20 protein-coding genes, 1 other RNA gene and 1 pseudogene are annotated in these 26,155 nt (G+C 73.2%); 11 read left to right on the forward strand and 11 right to left on the reverse strand.

Going from position 1 to position 26,155, the window contains the following annotated elements; translation table 11 throughout:
- Positions 1–90 precede the first annotated feature (90 nt).
- The gene (locus ACFZCY_RS06340) at positions 91–2,265 is read left to right on the forward strand and encodes an acyl-CoA dehydrogenase family protein (RefSeq protein ID WP_391169882.1); all 2,175 of its coding nucleotides are present in this window, start codon (positions 91–93) and stop codon (positions 2,263–2,265) included.
- 89 nt (positions 2,266–2,354) lie between these two features.
- Positions 2,355–3,821 (forward strand): DHA2 family efflux MFS transporter permease subunit, encoded by a 1,467-nt coding sequence (locus tag ACFZCY_RS06345; RefSeq protein ID WP_391169883.1) that lies wholly within the window; start codon positions 2,355–2,357, stop codon positions 3,819–3,821.
- Positions 3,822–3,827: 6 nt separating this feature from the next.
- Here the strand turns inward: ACFZCY_RS06345 and ACFZCY_RS06350 are convergent, their stop codons facing one another.
- Positions 3,828–4,433: a response regulator gene (locus ACFZCY_RS06350; protein WP_391169884.1), complete on the reverse strand. Its 606-nt coding sequence runs from the start codon at positions 4,431–4,433 to the stop codon at positions 3,828–3,830.
- Positions 4,430–5,635: a histidine kinase gene (locus ACFZCY_RS06355; protein WP_391169885.1), complete on the reverse strand. Its 1,206-nt coding sequence runs from the start codon at positions 5,633–5,635 to the stop codon at positions 4,430–4,432. Before ACFZCY_RS06355 ends, ACFZCY_RS06350 begins: the two co-directional genes overlap by 4 nt.
- 356 nt (positions 5,636–5,991) lie before the next feature.
- Here ACFZCY_RS06355 and ACFZCY_RS06360 point away from each other — a divergent pair, with 356 nt between their 5' ends.
- Genes ACFZCY_RS06360 through ACFZCY_RS06370 form a run of 3 tightly spaced genes read left to right on the forward strand, consistent with a single transcriptional unit; the run spans position 5,992 to position 8,939 of the window.
- A complete protein-coding gene (locus ACFZCY_RS06360; RefSeq protein ID WP_391169886.1) occupies positions 5,992–6,846 on the forward strand; it encodes a MaoC/PaaZ C-terminal domain-containing protein in 855 nt (284 codons plus the stop codon).
- Between the two features lie 57 nt (positions 6,847–6,903).
- Entirely contained in the window at positions 6,904–7,989 is a 1,086-nt protein-coding gene (locus tag ACFZCY_RS06365; RefSeq protein WP_391169887.1) for an alcohol dehydrogenase catalytic domain-containing protein, read from the forward strand.
- Positions 7,974–8,939, forward strand: a complete 966-nt coding sequence (locus ACFZCY_RS06370; protein ID WP_391169888.1) for a 3-oxoacyl-ACP reductase — start codon at positions 7,974–7,976, stop codon at positions 8,937–8,939. Before ACFZCY_RS06365 ends, ACFZCY_RS06370 begins: the two co-directional genes overlap by 16 nt.
- Positions 8,940–9,055: 116 nt before the next feature.
- Here the strand turns inward: ACFZCY_RS06370 and ACFZCY_RS06375 are convergent, their stop codons facing one another.
- Positions 9,056–9,220 (reverse strand): hypothetical protein, encoded by a 165-nt coding sequence (locus ACFZCY_RS06375; RefSeq protein ID WP_391169889.1) that lies wholly within the window; start codon positions 9,218–9,220, stop codon positions 9,056–9,058.
- 624 nt (positions 9,221–9,844) lie between these two features.
- Positions 9,845–11,053 (reverse strand): annotated as a pseudogene (locus ACFZCY_RS06380) (hypothetical protein); the annotation flags it as partial.
- 202 nt (positions 11,054–11,255) lie between these two features.
- Between ACFZCY_RS06380 and ACFZCY_RS06385 the strand changes: the two are divergent.
- The 4 genes from ACFZCY_RS06385 to ACFZCY_RS06400 all read left to right on the forward strand — a co-directional run bounded on the left by ACFZCY_RS06385 (position 11,256) and on the right by ACFZCY_RS06400 (position 15,279).
- A complete protein-coding gene (locus tag ACFZCY_RS06385) occupies positions 11,256–12,290 on the forward strand; it encodes an ABC transporter substrate-binding protein (RefSeq protein WP_391169890.1) in 1,035 nt (344 codons plus the stop codon).
- Positions 12,291–12,380: 90 nt separating this feature from the next.
- Complete coding sequence (locus ACFZCY_RS06390) at positions 12,381–13,256, forward strand: Nif3-like dinuclear metal center hexameric protein (protein WP_391169891.1); 876 nt, start codon at positions 12,381–12,383, stop codon at positions 13,254–13,256.
- A gap of 46 nt (positions 13,257–13,302) precedes the next feature.
- Positions 13,303–14,046 (forward strand): C4-type zinc ribbon domain-containing protein, encoded by a 744-nt coding sequence (locus ACFZCY_RS06395; protein WP_391170378.1) that lies wholly within the window; start codon positions 13,303–13,305, stop codon positions 14,044–14,046.
- A gap of 3 nt (positions 14,047–14,049) precedes the next feature.
- The gene (locus ACFZCY_RS06400) at positions 14,050–15,279 is read left to right on the forward strand and encodes a bifunctional RNase H/acid phosphatase (RefSeq protein WP_391169892.1); all 1,230 of its coding nucleotides are present in this window, start codon (positions 14,050–14,052) and stop codon (positions 15,277–15,279) included.
- 19 nt (positions 15,280–15,298) lie between these two features.
- Here ACFZCY_RS06400 and ACFZCY_RS06405 read toward each other — a convergent pair whose 3' ends face one another.
- From ACFZCY_RS06405 to ACFZCY_RS06415, 3 genes are all read right to left on the reverse strand, one after another.
- Entirely contained in the window at positions 15,299–15,934 is a 636-nt protein-coding gene (locus ACFZCY_RS06405; protein ID WP_055550767.1) for a bifunctional 4-hydroxy-2-oxoglutarate aldolase/2-dehydro-3-deoxy-phosphogluconate aldolase, read from the reverse strand.
- Between the two features lie 103 nt (positions 15,935–16,037).
- Positions 16,038–16,835 (reverse strand): peroxide stress protein YaaA, encoded by a 798-nt coding sequence (gene yaaA, locus ACFZCY_RS06410; RefSeq protein WP_391169893.1) that lies wholly within the window; start codon positions 16,833–16,835, stop codon positions 16,038–16,040.
- A 77-nt stretch (positions 16,836–16,912) separates the two neighbouring features.
- Positions 16,913–18,739 (reverse strand): alpha-amylase family glycosyl hydrolase, encoded by a 1,827-nt coding sequence (locus ACFZCY_RS06415; protein ID WP_391169894.1) that lies wholly within the window; start codon positions 18,737–18,739, stop codon positions 16,913–16,915.
- 82 nt (positions 18,740–18,821) lie between these two features.
- Between ACFZCY_RS06415 and rnpB the strand changes: the two genes are divergently transcribed.
- An RNA gene (gene rnpB, locus ACFZCY_RS06420) (RNase P RNA component class A) lies at positions 18,822–19,226 on the forward strand.
- Between the two features lie 97 nt (positions 19,227–19,323).
- Here the strand turns inward: rnpB and ACFZCY_RS06425 are convergent.
- Positions 19,324–19,836, reverse strand: coding sequence for a hypothetical protein (locus tag ACFZCY_RS06425; protein ID WP_391169895.1), 513 nt, complete (start codon positions 19,834–19,836; stop codon positions 19,324–19,326).
- A 265-nt stretch (positions 19,837–20,101) separates the two neighbouring features.
- Here ACFZCY_RS06425 and ACFZCY_RS06430 point away from each other — a divergent pair, with 265 nt between their 5' ends.
- The gene (locus ACFZCY_RS06430; RefSeq protein ID WP_391169896.1) at positions 20,102–22,987 is read left to right on the forward strand and encodes a LuxR C-terminal-related transcriptional regulator; all 2,886 of its coding nucleotides are present in this window, start codon (positions 20,102–20,104) and stop codon (positions 22,985–22,987) included.
- A 157-nt stretch (positions 22,988–23,144) separates the two neighbouring features.
- On the opposite strand, the gene ACFZCY_RS06435 is transcribed toward ACFZCY_RS06430, so the two are convergent.
- Genes ACFZCY_RS06435 through ACFZCY_RS06445 form a run of 3 tightly spaced genes read right to left on the reverse strand, consistent with a single transcriptional unit; the run spans position 23,145 to position 26,121 of the window.
- Positions 23,145–23,840 carry an HAD-IA family hydrolase gene (locus tag ACFZCY_RS06435; protein WP_391169897.1) on the reverse strand — a complete coding sequence of 232 codons (696 nt, stop codon included), beginning with the start codon at positions 23,838–23,840 and terminating at the stop codon, positions 23,145–23,147.
- Positions 23,837–24,958 (reverse strand): Gfo/Idh/MocA family oxidoreductase, encoded by a 1,122-nt coding sequence (locus ACFZCY_RS06440; protein WP_391169898.1) that lies wholly within the window; start codon positions 24,956–24,958, stop codon positions 23,837–23,839. Before ACFZCY_RS06440 ends, ACFZCY_RS06435 begins: the two co-directional genes overlap by 4 nt.
- Positions 24,955–26,121 carry an aminotransferase class I/II-fold pyridoxal phosphate-dependent enzyme gene (locus ACFZCY_RS06445; protein ID WP_391169899.1) on the reverse strand — a complete coding sequence of 389 codons (1,167 nt, stop codon included), beginning with the start codon at positions 26,119–26,121 and terminating at the stop codon, positions 24,955–24,957. Before ACFZCY_RS06445 ends, ACFZCY_RS06440 begins: the two co-directional genes overlap by 4 nt.
- Positions 26,122–26,155: the final 34 nt, after the last annotated feature.

A 26,155-nucleotide genomic window follows, 5' to 3' on the forward strand; every position in this document is an offset into this window, starting at 1 on the left:
CGGTGAAGGCCGGGAAGGGGCGGGGTGGGGGAATGGCCCCGGCGCGCACCTGACCTTCCGTCAGATTGCAACAGGTTCTACTATCCGCCCATGGGCATCGCGGTCACGGAAGACCAAGAGGAACTGGCGCGTGCGGTGCGGGGGTGGCTGGGCCGGGCGGTGCCGCCGGAGGCGGTGCGCAAGGTGCTCGACGCCGCGCCCGGTGGCGGCGAACGGGCCGCCTACTGGCCCGGGCTGGCCGCGCAGGGCCTGCTCGGGCCGCATCTGCCGGAGGAGCGGGGCGGAGGCGGCGGGGGACTGGTCGACCTCGCCGTCGTCCTGGAGGAGACCGGGCGGGCGGTGCTGCCCGGGCCGTATCTGCCCACCGTGCTGGCCTCCGCCGTGCTGCACCGGGCCGGCCGGGACGAACTGGTCGCGGGCCTCGCCGACGGCAGCCGCACCGGCGCCGTCGCGTTCGGCGCCGGATCGCTCACCGCCGCGCCGGGCCCGGACGGCGGACTGGTCCTCGACGGATGCGCGCCGCCGGTCCTGGGCGCGGCGGACGCCGATGTGATCGTCCTCGCCGCGGCCCGGGGCCCGGCGACCGTCTGGCTGGCCGTGGACGGCGCCGACCTCACCCTCCGCGTCCACGACAGCGCAGACCCCACCCGCCCGACCGCCGAGGTACGCGCCTCCGGCGTGGCCGTACCCCGGGCCCGGGTGCTGGACGTCGACCCCGCGCTGGCGACGGACCTGGCGTCCGTCCTGCTCGCCGCCGAGGCGTGCGGCACCGCGGGCCGGGCGCTGGAGACGGCGGTCGGGCACGCCCGGGTGCGGGAGCAGTTCGGGCGGCCGATCGGGCAGTTCCAGGCCGTGAAGCACCTGTGCGCCGACATGCTCGTCCGCGTCGAGCAGGCCCGCGCCCTCGCCTGGGACGCGGCCCGGGCAGCGGACGACACCGACGGAAACGCGCGCGGCCTCACCGCCTCGCTCGCCGCCGCCACCGCGCTCGACGCCGCGTACGGCTGCGCCAAGGACTGCGTCCAGATCCTCGGCGGCCTCGGCTTCACCTGGGAACACGACGCTCACCTCCATCTGCGCCGCGCCACGGCGGCCCGCGCGCTGCTCGGCACCGGCGCCCACCACCGGTCGCGCGCCGCCCGCCTCGCCGCCACCGGCGCCCGCCGCGAACTGCGGCTCGACCTCCCGCCCGAGGCCGAGGCCCACCGCCGCGACGCCCGCGCCGTCATCGCCACGGCGCGCGGGCTGGACCCGGGCGCCGCCCGGCGCGCCCTCGCGCCCACCGGGTACGCCGCACCGCATCTGCCACCCCCGTACGGCCTCGGCGCGAGCCCCCTGCGGCAGCTCGCCATCGCGCGCGAGCTGCGCGACGCGGGCGTGGCCCTCAGCGATCTGGGCGTCGCCACCTGGGTGGTGCCCTCGCTCATCGCGTACGGCACGGACGCCCAGCGCGAGCGCTTCCTGCTGCCGACGCTGCGCGGCGAACTGCGCTGGTGCCAGCTGTTCTCCGAGCCCGAAGCGGGCTCCGACCTCGCCGCGCTGCGCACCCGGGCCGAGCGCGCGGCCGAGGGCTGGTGGCGGGTCAACGGGCAGAAGGTGTGGACGTCGGGGGCCCGGTCGGCGGACTACGGCATCCTGCTGGCCCGTACGAACCCCGAGGCACCCAAGCACAAGGGGCTCGGCTACTTCCTGGTCGACATGAAGCGGACGGCCGGGATCACCATCCGCCCGCTGCGGGAGATCACCGGGGACTCCCTCTTCAACGAGGTGTTCCTCGACGATGTGCTGCTCCCACCGGACGCGGTGGTGGGCGAGGTGGACGCGGGCTGGGCGGTCGCCCGCAACACCCTCGGCAACGAACGCGTCCACATGGCCGACCAGCTGACCTTCGACACCGGCCTGGAGGCGCTGATCGCCCACACCGCGGTCGCCTCGGACGGCGTGCTGTGTGAGCGCGTCGGCGGGCTGATGGCCGAGGCCCACGCCCTCGCCTGCATCGGGCTGCGCACCACCCTGCGCCAGGTGTCCGGGGTGGAGCCGGGCGCGGGCGCGAGTGTCCGCAAGCTCGTCCAGACCGCCCACCAGCAGAAGGTCGCCGAACTCGCCCTGGAACTGCTGGGCCCCGGCGGCGCGGTGCGCGAGGGCGCGGGCGAACGGGCCCTGCACGGCTTCCTGATGTCGCGCTGTCTGACCATCGCGGGCGGTACGACCCAGGTGCAGCTGAACGTCGTCGCGGAACGGCTGCTCGGCCTGCCCCGCGATTGAGGCCGGGACCAGGCCTAGGTCCATCGACCCGCGCGAATGCGCAGAAATGCCGATGCGGGGGGCGGGCCCGGGGTGCGAGCATCACCGCCATGGCCACCCCGACTCCGCCTCCGCGTGCCATCCCCTCCGCCACCGACCCCGCCTCGCGCCCGCCGCGCGCCTCGCCGCCGGTCTGGGCGGTGCTGCTGGCCGCGTGTGCCGGACAGTTCGTGGTGGTCCTCGACGTATCGGTGGTCAACGTCGCCTTGCCGTCCGTGCGCACGGACCTGGGGCTCGGCGAGACCGCGCTGCAGTGGGTGGTCAACGCCTACGCGCTCACCTTCGCCGGGTTCCTGCTGCTCGGCGGGCGCGCGGCCGACCTCTTCGGCCGCAAGCGGGTCTTTCTCACCGGGCTCGGGCTGTTCACCGCCGCCAGCCTGGCGGGCGGCGTCGCCCAGCAGCCCTGGCAACTGATCGCGGCCCGCGCCCTGCAGGGCCTGGGCGCGGCGGTGCTCTCACCGGCCACGCTCACCATCCTCACCACCGCCTTCCCGCACGGCGCCGCCCGCACCCGCGCCATCGGCACCTGGACGGCGGTCGGCGCGGGCGGGGGCGCGGCGGGCGGACTGGTCGGCGGGCTGCTCACCGAGTATCTGTCCTGGCGCTGGGTGCTGCTGGTCAACGTGCCGGTGGGCGTGGTGGTGCTGGTGGCCGCGGCGGGGTGGCTGACCGAGGGCCGCTCCGGGGTGGCGCGACGGCTCGACGTCCCGGGCGCGGTGCTGGTCACGGCGGGCGTCGCGGCGCTCGCGTACGGCATCGTGCAGACCGAGCCGTACGGCTGGGGCGCCGCCGCCTCGCTCGGGCCGCTGCTCGCCGGGCTGGCGCTGCTCGCGGTCTTCGTGGCCGTCGAGGCGCGTACGGCGGAACCGCTGATGCCGCTGCGGCTGTTCCGGATCCGGGCGGTCACGGCGGCGAACGCGGTGATGGTGGTGTGCGGCGGCGGCATGTTCGCCATGTGGTACTTCATGTCGCTCTACTTGCAGAACGTGTTGCACTACAGCCCGGTCAAGGCCGGTCTCGCCTTCCTTCCGCACACCATGTCGATCATCCTCGGCTCGAAGCTCGCCCCCCGGCTGATGGCTTGGCTGGATGGAAAGCTGCTGGCGATCGCGGGCGGATCGCTGGCGGTCGTCGGCTACGCGTGGCAGAGCCGCATGGACGCGGACGGCACCTTCGCCGGTACGGTGCTGGGCCCCGCGATCGTCATGTCGCTCGGGTCCGGGCTGATGATGACCCCGCTGGCCACCGCCGCCACCTCGGGCGCCACCCCGGCCGAGGCCGGGCTGGTGTCGGGGCTGGTCAACACCTCGCGGCAGATCGGCGGCGCGCTGGGCCTGACCGTGCTGGCGACGGTCGCGGCCGAGCGGATCGCGGCCCGTGGCGGGGCCGGGCCGGAGGCGCTGGCCGCCGGGTATGGCCACGCGTTCGTCGTGGCCACGGGGATCATCGCGACGGCGGTGGTGCTGATGGCCGTCGCCCTGCCGCGTACCCCGGCCGCGGCACGTGCGGACGGGTAGGGCCGGTCACAGCCAGCCGTTCTGGCGGGCGGCCCGGACTGCCTCCATGCGGTTGCGGGTCTGGGTCTTGCCGATGGCGGAGGAGAGGTAGTTGCGCACGGTGGCGGGGGAGAGGTGCACCTTGGCCGCGATGTCGGCCACCGTGGCGCCGTCCACCGCCGCCGACAGCACATCGCGCTCGCGCTGGGTCAGCGGATTGGGGCCCGCGCTGAGCGCGGCCGCCGCCAGGCCCGGGTCGATGACGCGCTCACCCGCCAGCACCCGGCGGATCGCCACCGCCAGCTCCTCCACCGGCCCGTCCTTGACCAGGAAACCGGCGGCCCCCGCCTCCATCGCCCGGCGCAGATAGCCGGGGCGGCCGAAGGTGGTGAGGATCAGCACCTGGCAGTCCGGCAGCGTCCGGCGCAGCTCGGCGGCGGCGTCCAGCCCGCTGCGGCCCGGCAGTTCGATGTCCAGCAGCGCGACATCGGGTGCGGTCTCCAGCGCGCGCGGCACGATCTCGTCGCCGTCACCGACCTGCGCGACGATCTCGAAGTCCTCCTCCAGGCCGAGCAGCAGGGCCAGCGCGCCCCGCATCATTCCCTGGTCCTCGGCGAGCAACAGCTTGATCACGCCGTGCGGACCCCCTTGTTCTGCGGGCCCTGCCCGGGCTCCGTGGTCTCCATCGGACCCTCCGTATCCACCGGCAGTTCGGCGACGAGCCGGAAGCCCCGGCGGCCGTCGGGGCCGGACGTCAGCGAACCGCCCGCCGCGGCCAGCCGCTCGGTCAGCCCCTTGAGGCCCGTACCGCCGACTTTCGTCACCCCGCCGCTGCCGTCCTCCCCGGCCGGAGGGGAGCCGCCGTGCCCGTTGTCGGCGATCACCAGCCGTACCCGGTCGATGTCCCCGCGGACGTCGATCTCGCAGCGGGCCGCGCCGCTGTGCCGCACCACATTGGTGACGCCCTCCCGCACCACCCAGCCGAGCAGCGCCTCCGCCTGCGGCGACAGCGGCGGCCCGGAGCGGTGGACGCCGGCCTCGATGCCGGAGGCGTCGAGCACCGAGCGGGCCCGGTCCAGTTCGGTGTCGAGGCTGCCCTCGCGATAGCCGGTGACGGCCTCGCGGATCTCGGTCAGGGCCTGGCGGCCGACCGCCTCGATGTCCGCGGCCTGGCCCAGCGCGGCCTCCAGGTCGCGCGGGGCGAGCCGCCGTACGGCCTCCGCCTTGACCACGACGACCGACAGGGTGTGCCCGAGGAGGTCGTGCAGATCGCGGGAGAAGCGCAGCCGCTCCTTCTCCACCGCCGTGCGGGCCAGCTCCTGGCGGGTCGCGCGGAGCTGGGCGACGGTCTCGAAGAGGGTGAGGACCGCTGCCGTCACCAGACCGGAGAGGACGGTGCCGTATCCGACCGTCAACGAGTCCGAGGGGCCGCCGCGCAGACCCGCGATGATCCCGGCGGACCCGGCGAAGGTGAGGATGACGCGCCCCAGATGCCGGCGGCCCCGGAGCACGACCCCGGTGGCCAGGGACAGCAGCGGGAAGCACAGCAGCCAGTCCCCGGCGTAGCCGATGCCCAGCGCGAAGGTGACCACGGCCAGCCCGGCGAGCAGGAGGAGCGGGGTCCGGGTGTGGCGGCGCCGCGGGTCGAGACCGGTGGAGATGGCGGTGGCGTAGAGCGCGATGAAGGCCAGCACACCGATACCGCCGAGCCAGGGCAGCGGTGTCCCGCCGTCGAAGAGGTCCCGTACGTCCCCGGTGATGATGAGGAGCCAGGGGGTGAAGGCCTTGCGGCCCGGCGGCTTGAGCTCCTCGATATTCGCGGCGGTGGCGTACATGGGTCCGACCTTACGGAAGCCGGGGTGATCCGGGCAGATGCGGATGTCGGGGGATGGCCGTGACATTTGTCCCGGGGGCCGGTGACGAAGGGCCTTGGCCGGGCGTCTTCCTGGCGCGCTGCGTACGCGGCGTTCGGGCGGGCACGGGGCGCGTAACTGACGGCCCGTCAGCAGTCTTCCCCCTCCAGGGGGATTGGGCTATACATGGGTGCCATCGGCTAGAACGCGTTCTAAACGCGGCGCGGCCCTGCCGACCAGTGACGACCCCGGCGCGGCCGACGGTGCGGACGGGCGGGCCGGGGTCTTCCCGCCAGCCCGGGGGCTTCCGCCCCTCCCGCCAAGGAGTGCTGCCGCCTATGCCCATCGACGCCGCCGAGGCCGTCTCGGCCGAGCCCCGGAACACCGCCCTCGCCTGGGGACACAAGGACATCCAGCTCTACCACCTGGGCATCGGCGCCGGAATCCCGGCCGCCGACCCCGATGAGCTGCGCTACACCCTGGAGAGCGAGCTGCACGTCCTGCCCAGCTTCGCCACCGTCGCGGGCGGCCGCATGGCGCTCGCCGGGGGGCTGAACGGCCCGGGGATCGACGTCGACCTCGCGGCCGTCCTGCACGGCGGCCAGACCGTCGAGGTGCACCGGCCGATCCCGGTGACCGGGGACGCCACCCAGACGTCCCGGGTCGCGGCGGTGTACGACAAGGGCAAGGCCGCGGTCATCGTGCTGCGCACCGAGGCGGCCGACGCGGACGGCCCGCTGTGGACCTGCGACAGCCGCATCTTCGTACGCGGCGAGGGCGGCTTCGGCGGCGAGCGCGGCCCCTCCGAGCGGCTGGAGACCCCCGCCCGCGAGCCCGACCGCACCGTGGAGCGGGCCATCCGGGAGGACCAGGCGCTGCTCTACCGGCTCTCCGGGGACTGGAACCCGTTGCACGCCGACCCCGGGTTCGCCAAGGTCGCGGGGTTCGAGAAGCCGATCCTGCACGGGCTGTGCTCGTACGGCATGGTCCTCAAGGCCGTCGTGGACACCGAGCTGGGCGGCGACGTCGCCCGGGTGCGCTCGTACACCACGCGCTTCGCCGGGGTGGTGTATCCGGGCGAGACCCTGCGCATCCGGATGTGGCGGGACGAGGGGCGCGTCCAGGTGACGGCGAGCGCCGTCGAGCGGGACGACGCGCTCGTCCTCGGCGACACGGTCGTGGAGCACGCCTGACCCCGTGATCCGACACATCCGTACCCCCTGATCTTCCCTGATCCGAGAGGAGCCGCTGTGCGCGCAGCCGTACTGCACGAGACGGGACAGGACAAGCTCGAAGTCCTCGACGACATCGAGGCCGTGGGCTTCGGCCCCGGCAAGGTCCGGCTGCGCATCCGGGCCACCGGGCTGTGCCACTCCGACCTCTCCGCGATGAGCGGCGTCCTGCCGCAGCCCGTGCCCTTCGTCCCCGGCCACGAAGGCGCCGGGGAGATCGTGGAGGTCGGCGACGGGGTGACCGGGCTGAACCCCGGCGACCGGGTCCTGGTGTGCTGGCTGCCCGCCTGCGGCGGCTGTCCGTCCTGCAAGCGCGGCCAGACCCAGCTGTGTCTGACCGGGTTCATGAACGCCGGAACGGCCAACTTCAAGCGCGCGGGCGACGGCGCCGACCAGGTCTTCGGCATGGCCGGGACCGGCACCTTCGCCGAGGAGGTCGTCCTCCCGGCGTCCTGCGCAGTGCCGATCCCCGACGACGTCCCGTACGACATCGCCGCCCTCATCGGCTGCGGGGTGACCACCGGACTCGGCGCGGCCCTCAACACGGCGCGGGTGGAGGCCGGTTCGTCGGTCGCCGTCATCGGCTGCGGCGGGGTGGGCATCAGCGTCGTGCAGGGCGCCCGGGCGGCGGGCGCGGCCCATATCGTCGCCGTCGACCCCATCACCTCCCGGCGCGAGGCGGCGCTGCGCTTCGGCGCCACCGAGGCGGTCGCCCCGGACGGGCTCGACGATGTCAAGAACAGCGTCACGGCGGGCGAGGGCTTCGACTACGTCTTCGAGGTCGTCGGCAAGTCCGCCACCGCCCGCCGCGCGTACGAGATCACACGGCGCGGCGGCACCCTGTGCGTCGTCGGCGCGGGCGCGGTGGACGACTTCCTCCAACTCAGCATGTTCGAGCTGTTCTTCGACGAGAAGCGGATCCTGCCGTCCCTGTACGGCGGGGGCGATGTGCTGCGCTCGTACGAACGGACCATCGCGCTGTGGCGGGCGGGCCGCATCGACCTCGCCGGGCTCATCACCCACCGGGTGCGGCTCGGCGAGATCAACGACGCGCTCGACCAGATGCGGACGGGGGAGGCGCTGCGCACATGCATCGAGATCTGAGCCGGGACGGGAAGCGTCCGCTGGCGGGGAAGACCGCGATCGTCACCGGCGCCGGGCGCGGGCTCGGCCGCGCCGAGGCCCTGGAGCTGGGCCGACTGGGCGCCGCCGTCGTCGTCAACGACTACGGGCAGGGCGGCCGCGACGGCTCGGGCGAGGCGTCATCCGGCCCCGCCGAGGAGGTGGCCGAGGAGATCCGCGCGGCGGGCGGCCGGGCCACGGCCCACGGTGGCGACGTGGCCGACTTCGACACGGCGCGCGGGCTGGTGGGGCTTGCGGTCGACACGTACGGCGCGCTGGACATCCTGGTCAACAACGCGGGCATCCTCCGCGACCGGATGGTCTTCTCGATGAGCGAGGACGAATGGGACTCGGTCATCCGCGTCCACCTCAAGGGCCACTTCAACACCACCCGTTTCGCGGCCGCGCACTGGCGTGACCGCTCCAAGGCCGCCGGGGGCGGGCCGGTGCACGGCCGCATCGTGAACACCTCGTCCGAGGCCTTCCTCGCCGGGTCGCCCGGCCAGCCCAACTACGCGGCCGCGAAAGGCGGCATCGTCGGCCTGACGCTCTCCACGGCGGGCGCGCTCGCCAAATACGGCGTGACGGCGAACGTCATCTGCCCACGGGCGCGCACCCGGATGACCGAGGACGTCTTCCCCGACGCCGGGCTCGCCGAGGACGGCCGCCCCGACGCACTGTCCCCGGACCATGTGGCCCCGCTCGTCGGCTACCTCGCCTCGCCGCAGGCGACGGGGGTGAACGGCCAGGTGTTCGTGGTCCACGGGGGCATGGTGGCGATCGTGGAACGGCCGAGGGTGGCCGCGAAGCTGGACGCGGCGGGGGACGTCTTCGGCTTCGAGGAGCTGGACGGCCTGCTCACGCCGTATTTCGGCGAGCGGCGCGGTGAGGGGTTCGCGGCGCTGGAGGTGCTGAGCCTGAAGCGGGGGTGAACGACGGCGGGGGTGAACGACGGCGGGGGTTAACGACGCCCACCCCTCCCTTTCCCACAGCCGTGAACGACTGCTGTGGGAAAGGGAGGGGTGGGATGTTGCGGTCCCGGCGGCCGCTACGAGGCGTTCTCCCTCGGGCGGCGGTGGCGGCCGTGCACCGGGGCCTGCGGCTCCTCGGACGCGGCCTGCGGACCTCGGTGCTTGCCCTGGCCTGCGGTGGCACTGGCCTCGGCAGCCTCCTGCGGGCGCGCCTGGGGCATGTCGGTTCGGGTATCGGACATGTGGGAAGTCACCCCGGTAAGTTCGCTCCGTACTCTGCGCGAGGGGCCCGCCACAACGTCGATATGCGCCGTGCCAATCGGCTGCGCAGCCCCGAGCGACCGAGTCTAACCAGGGCGGTGATCGCGAACCCAGCGGGGTGGCCGGGGCTCCTGTGACCTGGCGAGAGGCGCCTGCTGGAGCGGTACGGGCCGCGGGGCGACCACGGTCAGCTCGGGTTCCTGCCCGGTCTCCTGCTCGACCCCGGGCCAGGACCCCGTCCCGGCCCACGGCTCCACGCCGGACTCCCCTCGCGCCCCGCCCGCGCCCGCGCGCGTGATCACGCCCGCGCCCGCGTCCGTGCCCAAGCGCACTCGGACGCTCAAGCCCGCACGGGGGTCCGCGCCCGGACCCGCCCCCAAGCGCCCGCCCGCGCGCAAGCCCGTGCCCGGGCCGGTGCCCACGCCCGGCTCCGTGTCCACGCTCATGCCCGCGCCCAAGCGCCCGCCTGCGCTCAAGCCGGCGCCTGCGTCCAGACCCGCGCCCGCACTCGCATGCGGGCCCAGGCCCGCACCCGCGCCCGCGATCCCGCCCGAGCCCGCGCCTGCGCGTAAGCCCGCATCCCTGGGCAAGCTCACGCCCGCGCTCGCGCCCGCTTCCGCACCCGCGCGAGGGCCCGCGCCCGCGTGGGTGACCGCCTCCGAGGCCGCGCCGCCGTCGCCCACCTTTCGCCACGGCGTGATGCCGGTCGCCTCCACCGGGCGGGCGGCGGCGCGGGGCGCCCGCCGGATCACCCGCGGCCCGGCGGGCGTCCGCGGCGCCGCTGCCTCCGGCAGCCACACCCGCGCCAGCCCGCACGGCACCTGCCGCGTCGCGTACGGCAGCCACAGCTCGCCGTCCCGGCTCCACAGACCGGCCCCCGGCAGCCACCCCTCCGGGGCCGAGAACTGGCGCAACCGCCGCTCGGACGGCCGCCAGACGCCCACCCACGGCCGCCCGCCCGCCGCGGCGTCGATGCGGAAGGCGACCGCGCACGCCTCCGGCGTCAGCATCTGCCCCGGCTGGATCGCGAAGGGCGCGGCCGTCGCCTGGGCGGGCGGGCGGAGGCAGTCCGGGAAGCGGACCGGGAGGGTGCTGCCCAGGACGCCCCACCCCAGCCGCTCGTCGCCGGGCGCGTCGGACCGTACGAGCAGCAGACCGCTGTCGGGGTCGGCGAGGAGCAACCGGTCGTTGCTGCGCTCGGTGATCTGGAGCAGCGGGCTGGTCTCACCGCCGCGCCCGAGGTCCACCACGATGGTCTTGGTGCGGCCCTCCAGCTCGCGGTCGAGGGCGAGCAGCCGGCCCATGCGGTCCAGCCAGGCGCCGCCCGTGCAGCGCCCGGGCACTTCGGTGAGGTGCTGGAGCCCGCGGGCGCCGCCGTGGATCAGCCAGACGGAGGTGGAGCGGGGGCCGCGCCCCAGGGCGTACGCGCAGGTACCGCCGGGCGCGGGCGGCAGCAGCGAGACGTCGGCGCGGTCGATGCCGCCGAGGACCCGCTCGCCCGTGCCCGGGCCGGTGGGGTAGAGCAGCGAGAAGGCGTGGTGCCCGGCCACCCGGCGGTGGATCAGCACCTGCCCGTCGGAAAGCGGCAGCACCTCGCTGTCCGGCTCCTCGGGCTGGGCGCCCGGCAGCGGCACGGCGTACGGCTCGGGCCCATCGAGCGTCCAGCGCTCAGGGAACCAGCAGCCGGTGTCGCCGCCGAGGGCGAGCCGCGCACCGTACGAACGGTCCGGGGTGATGGTGAAATCCGTGGACCTTTCTCGTGGCCGGGCGCTGACTCCCGTGGTGAGGGCGGCGTCGAAGGCACAGGCGGTCATCGTTCAGTCACCTCCGGCCACTGAACGTAGGTTTCGTACCCCCTCCCGGTGGTCGATAAGGGGTCGACTCCACCCTTACGTGTGGCTGTTGACCGATTCGCCTGAGAGGTCGCGGATGAATGTGCTGTAAGTGGCGGCTCCCGCGGTGCGATTAAAGTAAGGCACGCCTAAGTGCCCGAATACCTTGATCCTGGAGCGCAAGATGTCCGTACACCGCCGCGGCAGCGCCGCCCTCGCCCTCGCCCTGGCCGGGGCCCTCTCCCTCGCCGCCTGCGGCGCGTCCGACAGCGGCAAGGACGGCGCCAAGGGCAACGGCGGCGGCGGGAAGTCCGTCGCACAGGGCGGCAAGGACTTCGGCAAGGCCGCCGAGCAGACCGCGAAGATGGGCACCGACGCGAAGCCCGGCCAGTTCCCGCGCACCATCACCCAGGCCATGGGCAAGACGGAGATCAAGAGCAAGCCGAAGCGGGTCGTGGTGCTCGACGTCGGCGAGCTGGACAACGTCGTCTCGCTCGGCGTCAAGCCGGTCGGCTACGCGCCCTCCGAGGGCGACCAGGCCATCCCCGGCTACCTCAAGAAGGCCGCCGGGAACCCGAAGAACGTCGGCACCATCAACAACCTCAACCTGGAGGCCATCAACGCCCTCCACCCCGATCTGATCCTGGGCAGCAAGCTGCGCGCCGAGCCGCTGTACGACGAGCTGAAGCAGATCGCCCCGACCGTCTTCTCCATCCGCCCCGGCTTCACCTGGAAGGAGAACTACCTCCTCAACGCGGCGGCCCTGGACCGCACCGCCGAGGCGAAGCGCAAGGTCGACGCGTACGAGACGAAGGCGAGGAAGCTGGGCGAGGACATCGGCCCGAAGAAGCCGACCGTCACCATGCTGCGCTTCATGCCGGAGTTCACCCGGCTCTACGCCAAGGCGTCCTTCATCGGCACGATCCTCCAGGACGTCGGCCTGCCCCGGCCCAAGAACCAGCAGGTCGACGACCTGGCCACGGAGATCGGCCCGGAGCGGATCAAGGAGGCCGACGCCGACTGGATCTTCACCGGTGTCTACGGCGACCCCAAGGCCACCAAGCGGGACCAGGCGGAGTCCAACCCGCTGTGGAAGAAGCTCAAGGCGGTCAAGGCGGGGCACGCCAAGAACGTCAAGGACGAGACCTGGTACCTGGGCCTCGGCGTCACCGCCGCCGACCGGGTGCTGGACGACCTCCGCGGCTACCTGGTCCGCTGATCGCCTTTCAGCTGTCCACCGGCGACGGCCGTCGCGCTGGGTGAAGGCAGGGGCAAGGCTTCCCGGTGATCTGGGAGGTAGCCTTGCCCCGTGCCCGCTCTCACCGATGTCCTCGCCGCCCTCGACGCCCTCTGGCCGCCCGAGCGGGCGGAGCAGTGGGACGCCGTCGGAACGGTCTGCGGGGACCCCGAAGCCCAGGTCAGCCGCGTGCTGTTCGCCGTCGACCCCGTCCAGGAGGTCGCCGACGAGGCGGTGGCGCTCGGCGCCGATCTGCTGATCACCCACCATCCGCTCTATCTGCGGGGCACGACCACGGTCGCCGCCTCCACCTTCAAGGGGCGGGTGGTGCACACCCTGATCAAGAACGACATCGCGCTGCACGTCGCGCACACCAACGCCGACCGCGCCGACCCCGGCGTCTCCGACGCCCTCGCCGGCGCGCTCGACCTGCGGACCGTCGGCCCGCTGGTGCCGGACCCGGCCGACCCCACCGGACGCCAGGGGCTCGGCCGGATCTGCGAACTCGACCGCCCCGAGTCGCTGCGCGAGTTCACCGAGCGCGCCGCCACCCGGCTGCCCGCCACCGCGCAGGGCATCCGCGCCTCGGGCGATCCGGACCGTACGATCCGTACCGTCGCCGTCTGCGGCGGCTCCGGGGACGGCCTGTTCGCCGAGGCGCGCGCGGCCGGGGTCGACGCGTACCTCACCGCCGACCTGCGCCACCACCCGGCCTCCGAGGCGCGCGAACACAGCGACCTCGCGCTTGTGGACGCCGCGCACTGGGCCACCGAATGGCCCTGGACCGAACAGGCCGCGGCGCAGCTCGACGAGATCTCCGACCGGCACGGCTGGGACCTGCGCACCCATGTCTCGCGCAGGGTCACCGACCCGTGGACGGCCCACGCCGCGGCCGCCGCCCCGTTCCGGGCCTTCGTGCCCGACACCGCCTCGGCCTCACCCGCCTGAGGCCCCGCCTCTTTCCGTCCCCTACGAACACCTCTGGAGCCCCCCGCTGAACGCCGCGCCCGCAGACCAGATCCGCCTGCTCGACGTCCAGGGCCTCGACGTACGGCTCTCGCAGCTCGCGCACAAGCGCAGGACGCTGCCCGAGCACGCCGAGCTCGAGACCCTGAACGCCGACCACACCCAGCTGCGTGACCTCCTCGTCGCGTCCCAGACCGAGGAGAGCGACACCGCCCGCGAGCAGACGAAGGCGGAGCAGGACGTGGACCAGGTGCGCCAGCGCGCCGCCCGCGACCAGAAGCGTCTCGACTCCGGGGCCGTCACCTCGCCCAAGGACCTGGAGAACCTCCAGCACGAGATCGCCTCCCTCGCCCGCCGCCAGAGCGACCTGGAGGACGTCGTCCTGGAAGTCATGGAGCGCCGGGAGTCCGCCCAGGAGCGGGCCACCGAGCTGACCGGCCGGGTGGAATCCCTCCAGGCCAAGATCATCGACGCCACGGCGCGGCGCGACGCGGCGGCCGAGGAGATCGACAACGAGATCGCGAGGGTCACCAAGGAGCGCGAGGTCATCGCCGGGACCATCCCCGCCGATCTGCTCAAGCTCTACGACAAGCTGCGCGAGCAGCAGGGCGGCGTCGGCGCGGCCCGGCTCTACCAGCGGCGCTGCGACGGCTGCCGCCAGGAGCTGGCCATCACCGAGCTGAACGAGGTCCGGTCCGCCGCCCCCGACACCGTGGTGCGGTGCGAGAACTGCCGCCGGATCCTGGTCCGTACGCCCGAGTCCGGGCTGTAGCCGATGGCGCGGCGTCGCTTCATCGTCGAGGCCGACGGCGGCTCCCGGGGCAACCCGGGGCCCGCCGGCTACGGCGCCGTCGTCCTGGACGCGGTGACGGGCGAACCGCTCGCCGAGGTCGCCGAGTACATCGGCACCGCGACCAACAACGTCGCCGAGTACAAGGGCCTGATCGCCGGTCTGCGGGCCGCCCACGCCCTCGACCCGGAGGCGGACGTCCAGGTCCGGATGGACTCCAAGCTGGTCATCGAGCAGATGTCCGGCCGCTGGAAGATCAAGCACCCGGACATGCGGCCGCTCGCCGCCGAGGCCAAGGGGCTCGTGCCGCCCGGCCAGGTGACGTACGGCTGGATCCCGCGCGAGCAGAACAAGCACGCGGACCGGCTCGCCAACGAGGCGATGGACGCGGGCAAGCGGGGCGAGCAGTGGCAGCCCAAGGTGCCGCCGGGCGGCACCCTCGCGACGGCCGCTCCCGAGGCCCCGGCCGACGACGCGCTCGCCGCCGACGCCCTCGCCGAGCCCGCCACCGCCGAGCCCGCCACCGCCGAGCCAGCCACCGCCTCCGCCGCCCCGGCCGCTTCCGCAGTGGGCTGGGGCTCCGCCGACCTCGGCGCGCCCACCACGTTCGTCCTGCTCCGGCACGGCGAGACGCCGCTCACCCCGGAGAAGCGCTTCTCCGGCAGCGGCGGCACCGACCCCGGCCTCTCGGACATCGGCCACCGCCAGGCCGAGCTGGTCGCGGCGTCACTCGCCGCGCGCGGCACCATCCAGGCCGTCGTCACCTCGCCCCTGAAGCGCTGCCGCGAGACCGCCCGGACGGTGGCCGCGCGCCTCGGCCTCGACGTCCGCGTCGACGAGGGGCTGCGCGAGACGGACTTCGGCGCCTGGGAGGGTCTGACCTTCGCCGAGGTGCGCGACCGCTACCCGGACGACCTCGACACCTGGCTCGGCTCCTCCAAGGCCGCCCCCACGGGCGGCGGCGAGTCCTTCGCCACGGTCGCCCGCCGCGTCGCCCTCTCCCGCGACAAGCTGATCGCCCGCTACGCGGGCCGCACGGTGCTGCTCGTCACCCATGTCACGCCGATCAAGACCCTGACCCGGCTGGCCCTCGGCGCCCCGCCCGAGTCCCTGTTCCGCATGGAGCTCTCGGCGGCGTCCCTGTCGGCGGTGGCGTACTACGGCGACGGCAACGCCTCCGTCCGCCTGCTGAACGACACGTCCCACCTGCGGTAGGCGCCCCTGGCGCCGCGCCCTATCGCAGGGCCGCGGCCTCCCGGGCCAGGGACTCGACGCGCGCCCAGTCGCCCGCCGCCACCGCCTCCGCCGGGAGCATCCATGTGCCGCCCACGCACCCCACGTTGGGGAGCGCCAGGTAGCCGGGCGCGCGGGCGGCGTTGACGCCGCCGGTGGGGCAGAAGCGGGCGTCCGGGAGCGGGGAGGCGAGGGCGCCGAGGTAGGCCGTACCGCCTGCCGCCTCCGCCGGGAAGAACTTCATCTCGGTCACCCCGCGCTCCAGCAGCGCCACGACCTCCGACGTGGTCGAGACCCCCGGCAGCGACGGAATCCCCGAGTCCCGCATGGCGCCCAGCAGCCGGTCCGTCCACCCCGGGCTGACCAGGAAGCGGGACCCGGCCGCGACGGCGGTGTCCACATGCCCGGGGGTCAGCACCGTGCCCGCGCCGACGATCGCCTCCGGCACCTCCGCCACGATCGCCCGGATGGCGTCGGCGGCGGCCGGGGTGCGGAAGGTGACCTCGATCGCAGGGAGGCCACCCGCGACCAGCGCGCGGGCCATCGGCACCGCGTCGGCCGCGTCGTCGATGACGACGACGGGGATGACGGGGGCGAGATCGAGCAGGGAGGAGGGGGAGGGCGCGGTGTCTGTCACGGGACCATTCTGATGGCGGGTGTCATGACTCGCAACGCTCGTTGCGGAGGATGCAATATCAGAGGCTGTGGGCGCCGGAAAGGGCCGCATGGTCGTACGAGGGCTACAGCTCCGTCACCACCACATCCAGCGCCCACGGCCGCCCCGCCCGCTCCGGAGCCGTCGCCTCCACCACGTACCCGAACCCCCGCAGCGCCTCCACCAGCTCCCCGGGACCCTTCGGCTCGGCCCCTGCCGTCAGCAGGTCCCGTACCATCCGGCCCTTCGTCGCCTTGTTGAAGTGGCTCACCACGGACCGCTTCTCGACCCCGTTCACGATCTTCGACTGCAGCACCCGCACCGTGGCCGTGCGCTCCGCGACCTCCCCCTTCGGCTTCCACGCCGTCGCGTACGCCGCCGACCGCAGGTCGAGGACCAGCCCGTTCCCGGCGGCCTCCGGGAGGACGGTGGCCATCGGCGTACGCCAGAAGGCGCCGAGCGCGCCGAGGCCCGGCAGCTTGACCCCCATCGAGCAGCGGTACGACGGGATGCGGTCCCCGATCCGTACCGCGCCCCACAGCCCCGAGAAGACCAGCAGCGAGCGTGTCGCCCGCCGCCGGGCGGGGGCGGGGAGGGAGGCGAGGCCGAGCGCGTCGTACAGCACACCGGTGTAGATCTCCCCGGCGGGCCGGGTCCCGGCCGACCGGAGCGCCGCGTTCTTGGCGACCTCGCCGCGCAGCCCCGCGCTCAGCCCCAGCGCCTCGGCCGCCTTCGCCTCGTCGCCCGAGCACAGCGTGACCAGCTCCTCCAGCACCCGGGCCCGGGCCTCGCCCAGCCCCGGAAGCGACAGCGATCCCAGGTCCAGCGGGGATCGGGAGCCTCCCGTGGCCTTTCCCTCGGACGGCGGCAGCAGGACGAGCACGGTCTCTCCTCGGAGCTTCGGCGGTACGGCGCGGGGCGGTGCCGGTGGCGGCCCGCCCCGGCCCCGCAGCCTACGTGCTACGCGCCCGCCGCCCGCAGCCACACCGTGGTGTCCGGCGGCAGCCCGGCCCTGCCGTCCGTCAGCGGCCCGCTGCTCAGCATCACCTCGCCCACGGCGGGCAGCGGCACGGCGGCCGCCGACAGGTTGGTGACGCTGTGCCAGCCGTCGGCGCGGCGGAAGTGCAGCACCCCGGCGCTCAGTTCGGCGACCGAGCCCAGCCACTCCACCCTCTCGTCCGTCCCCTCGCGCAGCAGTTCCCGCCGCAGCCGCAGCGCCTCCCGGTACAGCTCCAGCGTCGAACCGGCGGCCCCCTGCTGCGCCTCGACCGACAGCTCCCCGAACCCCTCCGGCTGCGGCAGCCACGCCCCGCCCGTGCCGAAGCCGTACGACGGGCCGGTGCGCGTCCACGGCAGTGGCACCCGGCAGCCGTCGCGGCCCTTGACCCGGTGGCCGCTGCGCTCCCAGGTCGGATCCTGGAGGACATCCACGGGCAGGTCGGCGACCTCCGGAAGCCCCAGCTCCTCGCCCTGGTAGAGATACGACGAACCGGGCAGGGCCAGCATCAGCAGCGTCGCCGCACGGGCCCGCCGCAGCCCGAGCGCGAGGTCGGTCTCCGGCTCCCGGCCGTCGGCCAGCAGCCAGGCGCCCCGGCCCGCGCTCGTCAGATCGTCCGGCAGGGCGAGCCGGGTGCGGTGCCGGATCACATCGTGGTTGGAGAGCACCCAGGTGGCCGAGGCCCCCGCCTCCCGGGCGGCGGACAGCGCGCCGTCGATGACCGAGTGCAGGGCGGGGGCGTTCAGCGGGGCGTTGAGGAAGTCGAAGTTGAACGCCTGGCCCAGCTCGTCCGCGCGGGCGTACGACACCCGGCGCGAGTTGCGCACCCACGCCTCGGCGACCGCGATGCGCGGCGGATCGTATTCGTTGAACACCGTGCGCCACTCGCGGAAGATCCCGTGCACCTCGTCGCGGTCCCACAGCGGATGGCTGCCGTCCTCCGGCAGGTCCTCCGGCTCGTAGCCGGGCACGTCGCCGATGTCGCGCAGCGGCTCGGCCAGGTCCTTGGCCAGGCCGTGCGCGACGTCGACCCGGAAACCGGCCACGCCCCGGTCGGACCAGAAGCGCAGCGTGGTGAGGAAGTCGGCGCGCACCTCCGGGTGGTCCCAGTTGAGGTCGGGCTGCTCGGGGGCGAAGAGGTGCAGGTACCACTGCCCGTCGGGCACCCGGGTCCACGCCGGACCGCCGAAGCACGAGACCCAGTCGGTGGGCGGCAGCCCCCCGCCCGGCCCCCGCCCCTCCCGGAAGACATACCGCTCCCGCGCCGGATCGCCGGGGCCCGCGCGCAGGGCCTCCTGGAACCAGGCATGGTCGTTGGAGGTGTGGTTGGGGACGATGTCCACCATCACCTTGAGCCCGAGCCGGTCCGCCTCCGCGACCATCCGGTCGAAGTCGTCGAGGGTGCCGAGCCGCGGATCGACATCGCGGTAGTCGGCCACGTCATAGCCGCCGTCGGCGAGCGCGGACGGATAGAAGGGGCTCAGCCACACGGCGTCCACGCCGAGCCCGGCGAGGTAGGGCAGCCGGCTGGTGACCCCGGGCAGATCACCGATCCCGTCGCCGTCGGAGTCGGCGAAGCTGCGGGGATAGACCTGATAGATGACGGCCTGCCGCCACCAGTCGCTGTTCACGGGGTCGTCGCTCACGGTGTCCTCGCGGGTGGTGGGGTGCGGTACGCGGCCCAGCCGTCGAGGCAGTGTCCCCGGGCGCGACGCGGTCTGTCGAGACCGGCCGCCGCGGCATGTCTTCCGGGGCGCCGGGGATTGGATGCCCTGCGAGGGCGTGTCCATGGTCGCCGAGGTCACCCCGACCACACCGGACCGGTCGTCTGAGCCGCCCCGCCAAGGCCGGTACCATGGTCACTACGGCGGACGAGCCGGCCGGGCGGTCGCGTCGGGGCCCTTCGGGGTCCCGCCGAGGAACGTCCGGGCTCCACACGGCAGGGTGGTGGGTAACGCCCACCCGGGGTGACCCGCGGGACAGTGCCACAGAAAACAGACCGCCGGGGCCGCAAGGCGCCCGGTAAGGGTGAAACGGTGGTGTAAGAGACCACCAGTGCCCAGGGTGACCTGGGCAGCTAGGTAAACCCCACCCGGAGCAAGGTCAAGAGGAGCCACCGCGAGGTGGCTCTGCGCGGATGATCGAGGGCTGCCCGCCCGAGTCCGCGGGTAGACCGCACGAGGCCGGCGGCAACGTCGGCCCTAGATGGATGGCCGCCTCCCCGCGGGCCGTAAGGCCCACGGGAGACAGAACCCGGCGTACAGGCCGACTCGTCCGCCGTTTCCCCCTTTCGCCTGGTCGAAGGGGGGCGACGCCGTCGATAGGCGAAAGGTCGTATTGCGCGAGTCGACAGAGTTCGAGAGTATGCGGCTCGTCAACTCAACGCGCTTCTTGCCTGTTCCAGAAATGATTCGCGCATCTCCCAAACCATTTTCTCGTACTCTATCCACACCTCCCTCGTGAAAGTGCCGACTGCTTTGGTCTTGCGCGTGCGGCGCGCCTTCTGTGCGGCTATCTCCATCTGTTCGATCTGCCTTTTTGCCGCGGTGTGGTACGTGTCTGCCGCCTGAGCCACGGGCGGGGGGCCTTCCAGGGCCAGCACGTAGGATATGCCTTGAAGTCTCCGCAGCCGTGAGCGGAGATCCCTTAAAACCGACTCGTAATTCTTGGGCAGCGGATTGCTCCAGAACCGGTCCGACTCGGCCTCCAGCGTCGCTGCCTCGCTGATGAATTGCACATACACATCGCGGCGCAGTCCTCGCTTCCACGCCGCCAGTTGCTCCTCATGTTCCTCGCGCCGCTGCCGTAACGTAACCAGGCCGGTGAGAAAGATCCCGAGCAGTGTGGACAACGCCGTGACCAAAGCAATCGCAATCGTGTCACTCATGCCTGAAGGGTCTCCGCCGCGCGCGGCGCGTACACGATTCGTCGTCGAAATGCGACAACCGTGCCCTGTCGTGTCTACCGCGTCGGTTACCTGCCTGCGGGCGGCGTACTCACCCTGGACGGGCAGTTTCGCGCCATTGCTTTTGCGCCATGCAGTGCTGGACCCGGTGGCACAAGAGAGTACCCACCGCTTGGTGACCAAAACTAGGGAAATTGACCATAGTCGATTCATATCATCGAGTCCTGAGTGAATCAGGAGGTTATGGGTGCTGGTCGAACGAAATGAGCAGCTCATGCGGGTCGATGGCTGGCTCAGGGACTGCGCCATGGGGACTGGCCGGGTCGTCCTGCTGGAGGGGGCCATCGGCTTCGGGAAGACCGCGATTCTGCGCGAGGTCGCTGACCGTACGGCGGGGACCGACACCATCTCGCTGACGGCCACGTGCTCTCCGGGAGAGCGTGATCTGCCCTTCGGCGTCCTCAGCCAGTTGTTCGACAGCCCCGGTCTGCCGTCCGGCCTCCGCCAACGGGCCGCATCGGTACTGCGCGAACTCATGGTCTCCGCGGCCGCGCATTCCATACGGGAGACCGTGGACCGCAACCGGGCGCAGATCCACTATGACTTGTTGGGGCCGCTCATCGACTTATCGGCAGACGTCCCGATCATGGTGGGAGTCGACGACATCGGGCACGCGGACGAGGCGTCGCGGCACTGTCTGCTGCACCTGGTCCGAAGACTCGGCTCGGCGCGCATCCTTCTCCTTCTCGGCGAACAGCCCGAGCCGACACCGGTGCACTCGCCCTTTCACGCGGAAATCGTCCGGCAGCCCCGCTCCGTCCGGCTTCCGCTGGCGCCGCTGACCCTGTCGGGCGTGCGCGAATTGCTCCAGCGGCGGCACACCGAGGCCGAGGACGCCGAGGACACGGAGGAGAGGGACGAAACCGTCGCCGAGCGCTTTCACGACCTCAGCGGCGGCAACCCGCTCCTGCTCCACGCGCTGATCGAGGACGAGGCCGAAGGCGGCGACGGTCCTCAGCGCGCGTACGGGCGGGCCCTGCTGGGCTGCCTGTACCGCAGCGATCCGGTGATGCTGTCCGTGGCCCGGGCCATGGCGGTCCACGGCGACGACATCTGGCCCGAGGATCTCGTCACCCTGCTCGACACCGAAGGCGACGGAGATACCGGAGGCGACCTGGACCCCGACGGAGACAGAGGCGCCGACAAAGACAGAGGCGCCGACGGAGACGGAGGCGCCGACGCCACGACCGTCGCACGGGCCCTTCAGGTCATGGCCGAGACCGGGATGCTGCGCGACGGCCGGTTCCGGCACCCCGCCATCGCCCGCACCGTACTCGACGACCTGCCCACCCCCGACCGGGCGCGCCTGCACCACCGGTGCGCCCGGCTGCTGCACGGCCGGGGCGCCCCGCCGGTCGCCGTGGCCCGCCATCTTCTGCGGGCGGGCGAGGTCCGGGACCCATGGGCGTCGGCGCTGCTGCTGGAAGCGGCGGGGCACGCGTCGCTGCACGGCGAGGTGCGGCTGGCGGTGGACTGCCTGGAGCTGGCCCGGCGGTCGGGCACGGACGAGACGGCCCGTACGGCGATCCGGACCAAGCTCGCCCAGGCCGAATGGCAGCTCAACCCGTCCGCCTCCGCCCGCCATCTGACGGCGCTGACGGCCGCGGCGCGGGGAGGCGGGCTCGGCCTCGGGGACACGATCTCCCTCATACGCCAGCTCTTATGGCTGGACCGCGCGCAGGAGGCCAACGACCTCCTGGGCGTGGTCCGGGACACCGCGCGCGACCCCTCCGGTGACCTCGCGGACGAGGTGCGGGATCTGGAGATGTGGCTGGCCTGCTCGTATCCGCCGCTCGCGGGCCGACTCCACGGCGGCGCCGTACCGGCCGGTCCGCACAGCGCCCCGACGGCCAAGGGCGCGGACCCGGGGCTGCGTACGGTCGCCGTCCTGTCGAGCGGCCTCATCCACCGGCACAGCCATGAGACGCGGGAGCGCACCACCCGGGCGCTGGGCCAGTCCGATCAGCACTACGACTCCCCCTGGGCGGAGGAGTCCACTCTGCTCGCCCTGCTCAGCCTGATCTACGGCGGTGAACTGGGCGCCGCCACGGCACGCTGCCGGAACGCCGACGGCAGGCGCGACACCACTCCCACCCCCACCCGGCAGGCGATCTACGCCGCGGTGGAAGCGGAGATCGCGCTCCGCAAGGGGGATCTGCCGACCGCGGTGGAACGGGCTCAGACAGCGCTGGACCTGGTGTCCGCCCGGGGGTGGGGCACCGCTGTCGGACTGCCGCTCGGCTGCCTGATCCTGGCGCACACCAGGATGGGCAACCTGGAGGTGGCCGCCGAACTCGTCAGCCAGTCCTTTCCGGTCACCCTGTTCCAGAGCCGCTACGGACTGCACTATCTGCAGGCGCGGGGTCACTACTACCTCGCCACCGACCGCACCCACGCCGCGCTCGCCGACTTCCTCACCTGCGGTGAACTCATGCGCGGCTGGGGCCTGGACCTGCCCGGCATCGTGCCCTGGCGCACCAGCGCGGCGGAGGCGTGGCTGCGGCAGAACAACCGCGACCAGGCCAAGCGGCTGGTCAAGGACCAGCTGGCGCTGCCGGGCGTCAACGACACCGTCACCCGCGGGCTGTCGCTGCGGCTGCTGGCCGCCTTCAGCTCGCCCGGCCAGCGCCCGAAGCTGCTCAGCGAGGCCGCCGACATCGTCGAGACGGCCGGTGACACCTTCGAACTGGCCAGAACCCTCGCCGATCTGGGCCGCGCCCACCACACCCTGGGCAAGCACCGCCGTTCGCGCATGGTCATGCGCCGGGCCTGGCATGTGGCGAACATGTGCAAGGCGGCACCGCTGTGCCAGGAACTCCTTCCCGACGTACGCGGTTTCGACGAGGGCGCCGAGCCGGGGCTGACGGCGGCGATCGCCTCCCTCACCAACTCGGAACGGCGCATCGCCTCCCTGGCGGTGATGGGATACACCAACCGCGAGATCGCGGAGAAGTTCTTCATCACCCCCAGCACGGTGGAGCAGCACCTCACCCGGGTCTACCGCAAGCTCGCCATCAAGAACCGGCGGGGACTGCCGGACTGTCTGCGGGCCGACGTCGCCAGACGAGCCTGACGCCGGGCCCGTACGAGCCTGACGCCGGGGCCCGTACGGGCCTGACGCCCGGGCCCGTACGGGCCCGACGCCGGGCTCGTCCGGCAACGAACAGCGCCGTGCCGGGGCGGTGTTCGCACACCACCCCGGCACGGCCGGACACGTGACAGACCCGGTTCTACGGAACCGCCACCACCGGGCACAGCGACAGCAGCTCGGCCGGTTCGCGCAGCACCACATCGGGCTCCGCCGCGAGCAGGGCCTCCTCCTCCGTCTCACCCCACAGTGCGGCCACGGCGGTGACCCCGGCGCCCCGCGCGCTGGCCAGGTCGGTGACCGCGTCCCCGACCATCACGGTCCGTTCGGGCCGCGCGCCCAGCACCTCCATCGCCTTCAGCACGATGTCCGGCGCGGGTTTGGGACGGGCCACCTCGTCCGAGCCGAGGACGATGTCGAACAGCGGGAGGATGCCGAGCCCTTCGAGCAGCGAACGCGCCCGGGGCCCGCTCTTCCCGGTGGCCACCGCGAGCCCCAGCCCGCGGTCGCGCAGCTCCGACAGCAGCTCGGGCACACCGTCGAACATCTCCACGCGGTGCGCGAGCCGGTAGCTTTCGCGGACGAACGGAGCCTCCATCTCCAGCGGCAGGCCCATGATCCGCATGATGTCGGGGAAGTAGCGCCCCAGGTGCCGGTTGTACTCCTCGAAGGGCGGCTCGCCCTCGCCGACGACCTCGGCGTAGGCGAGGGTGAACGCCTCGCGCATCACCGCGAAGCTGTTGACGAGCACCCCGTCGAGGTCGAAGACCACCGAGGTGATCGGGGCGTCGGCCACCTCGAGGGGCGGACGGCCGTGGCCGGTCGGTTGGCTGTTCATGAGTACTCCCGCTGCCGGGGCTCCCGGGCGACCCGGGCCGAGGTGTAGACCCGCTCGATGGCGCCGATGGTCCGCCGGACCTCCTCGATCGCCCGGCCCCGCTCCGCCGGATCGGCCAGCAGCGCGGGAAGCGCGTCGAGTTGCCGGTCGTACTCCGTGCCGACCGGCTCGGTGTGCACGGCCACCGGGCGGGTCCTGCCGTCGACGGTGCGGGTCAGGGTGGACCGCTCCAGACGGTTCGGGCTGAACCCGAAGGTGCAGTGCAGCGTCGCACTGCCCCCGCTGCCGTCGATGGTGATCCGGGTGGTGTCGAGCGCCTCGTGCGACGCCCAGCTCGCGTGCAGGACGACCGAGCGGCCGTCCTCGGTGATGAGGAATCCGCGCGCGGTGTCCTCGACGTCGGTGCTGCCCGAGCGGGCCTCGCCGCCGTCGTCGTCGCCCCGCCACGCGGCCCCCGAGGACGTCTGGGTGATGAAGTCGGAGGACACGGTGCCGACGGCGTGCCGGAACGTGGTGGAACCGAGCAGCGGAACCGCGATGTCGAACAGGTGCCAGCCCAGGTCGACCAGCGCCCCGCCGCCCGCGAGCGCCCGCTGGGTGAACCAGCCGCCGCGGTCGGGTACGCCGCGCGAGCGCACCCAGGCCAGCTCGATGTGGCGGATGTGGCCCAGCCGGGCGCCGATTTGGTACAGCGCGCGCACATCGGCGCGGTAGCGTGCCGCGCTGCCCGCCAGCAGCACCGCGCCACCGGAGCGCTCCGCGTCGGCCAGCCGCTCGGCCTCCTCGGACGTCAGGCACACCGGCTTCTCCAGGAACACCGGAATGCCCTTGGCCAGCAGCTCGGTGGCGACGGCGCAGTGCAGATGGTTGGGCACCGCCACCACGGCGAGGTCCACCGTGGCGGGATCGATGTCGTGGACGGCGGCCAGCAGCGGCAGCTCCGCTCCGGCCGGCGTCGCGGCGATGGCCGCGCGGCTGCTCTCGTCGGGATCCACCGCGGCGGTCACGGTGAACGCGGAGTGGCGGGCGAGCCGGGGCAGCCAGATCGAGCCGGCCGCCCAGCCCAGCCCGACCACCGCGGTCCGGATCGGCCGCTCGCGATACGAACGGACGCTCATGCGCTCGCGAGGACGTCGGCGACGACGGCGGCCACCTCGTGCATCTGCTCCTCGCTGCCCAGCAGCACCCGGTGGTGCAGCCACACGCAGTCCCGGGTCAGCTCCTCGGAGTGCGGGCAGCGGCGGGCGAGTTCGTCCACCGACAGCTCCGGGGCCGCGACCTCCCAGAAGGCGTCCGTGCGGTACACGGCGCGGAAGGCGACGAACGCGGGCAGCCCACGCTCGATGAGCGTGTCCACCACCTTGGCGCGCCGCTCCTCGGTGATGCCCGGGATCCGGAACATGGCCATGTAGTGCGGATTGCGGTCGCCACGGTCGTCGCGCCCCTGCGGCACGACACCGGGGATCTCGGCGAGCAGCCGGCTCAGCACCGGCCAGCGCGCCTCGCGCGTGGTGATCTGGTCCTCCAGCCGGGCGAGCTGGGCGCGCAGCACCGAGGCGGAGAACTCGTTCATCCGGAAGTTGGAGCCCGAGGTGCGGTGGAAGTAGCCGCGGTCCGTGCGCGGCCGTCCGCAGCTGTGCCGTACGAAGCCCTTCTCGTACAACTCGGCGCTGGGGAACAGCACGGCGCCGCCCTCCCCGGCGGTCATCAGTTTCCCGTTCTGGAAACTGAACGCCGCGACCGAGCCCAGCTCGCCGAGCTTCTTGCCGCGCCACTGGGCGCCGTGCGCGTGCGCCGCGTCATGGACCAGCGGCACGCCCCAGTCGGCGGACAGCTTGTCCAGCGCGTCCATGTCGCACATCTGACCGGCCATGTGCACCGGCATGATGGCGCGGGTCTTCGGGCCGATGGCCGCCTCGACGGCCGAGGGGTCGATGCAGTACGTGTCCGGGTCGACGTCCACCGGAACCGCCACCGCGCCCAGCCGCTGCGCGGCCTGCGAGGACGAGATGAAGGTGAACGCGGGCACGATGACCTCGGTGCCGGCGCCGACGCCCAGCACCTCCAGGGCGAGTTCCAGCGCATGCGTTCCGTTGGTGACCGCGAGCGCGTGCTCGCCGCCGTGGGCCGCGGCGAACTCGGCCTCGAAGGCGTCCACCTCACCGCCCCCGATGCGCCACCACTGCCCCTGCTCCAGGGCCCGGATCAGACCGCCCCGCTCCTCGTCGCCGAACTGCGGCCACGCCGGGAGCTCCGATCCCAGTCGCACACCATTACCCATGATTTTCCTACTCCTTTTTACGTGAGGAGACAGC

Origin of the sequence: Streptomyces sp. NPDC007983, assembly GCF_042958345.1 — a bacterium.
Taxonomy (GTDB): Bacteria; Actinomycetota; Actinomycetes; order Streptomycetales; family Streptomycetaceae; genus Streptomyces.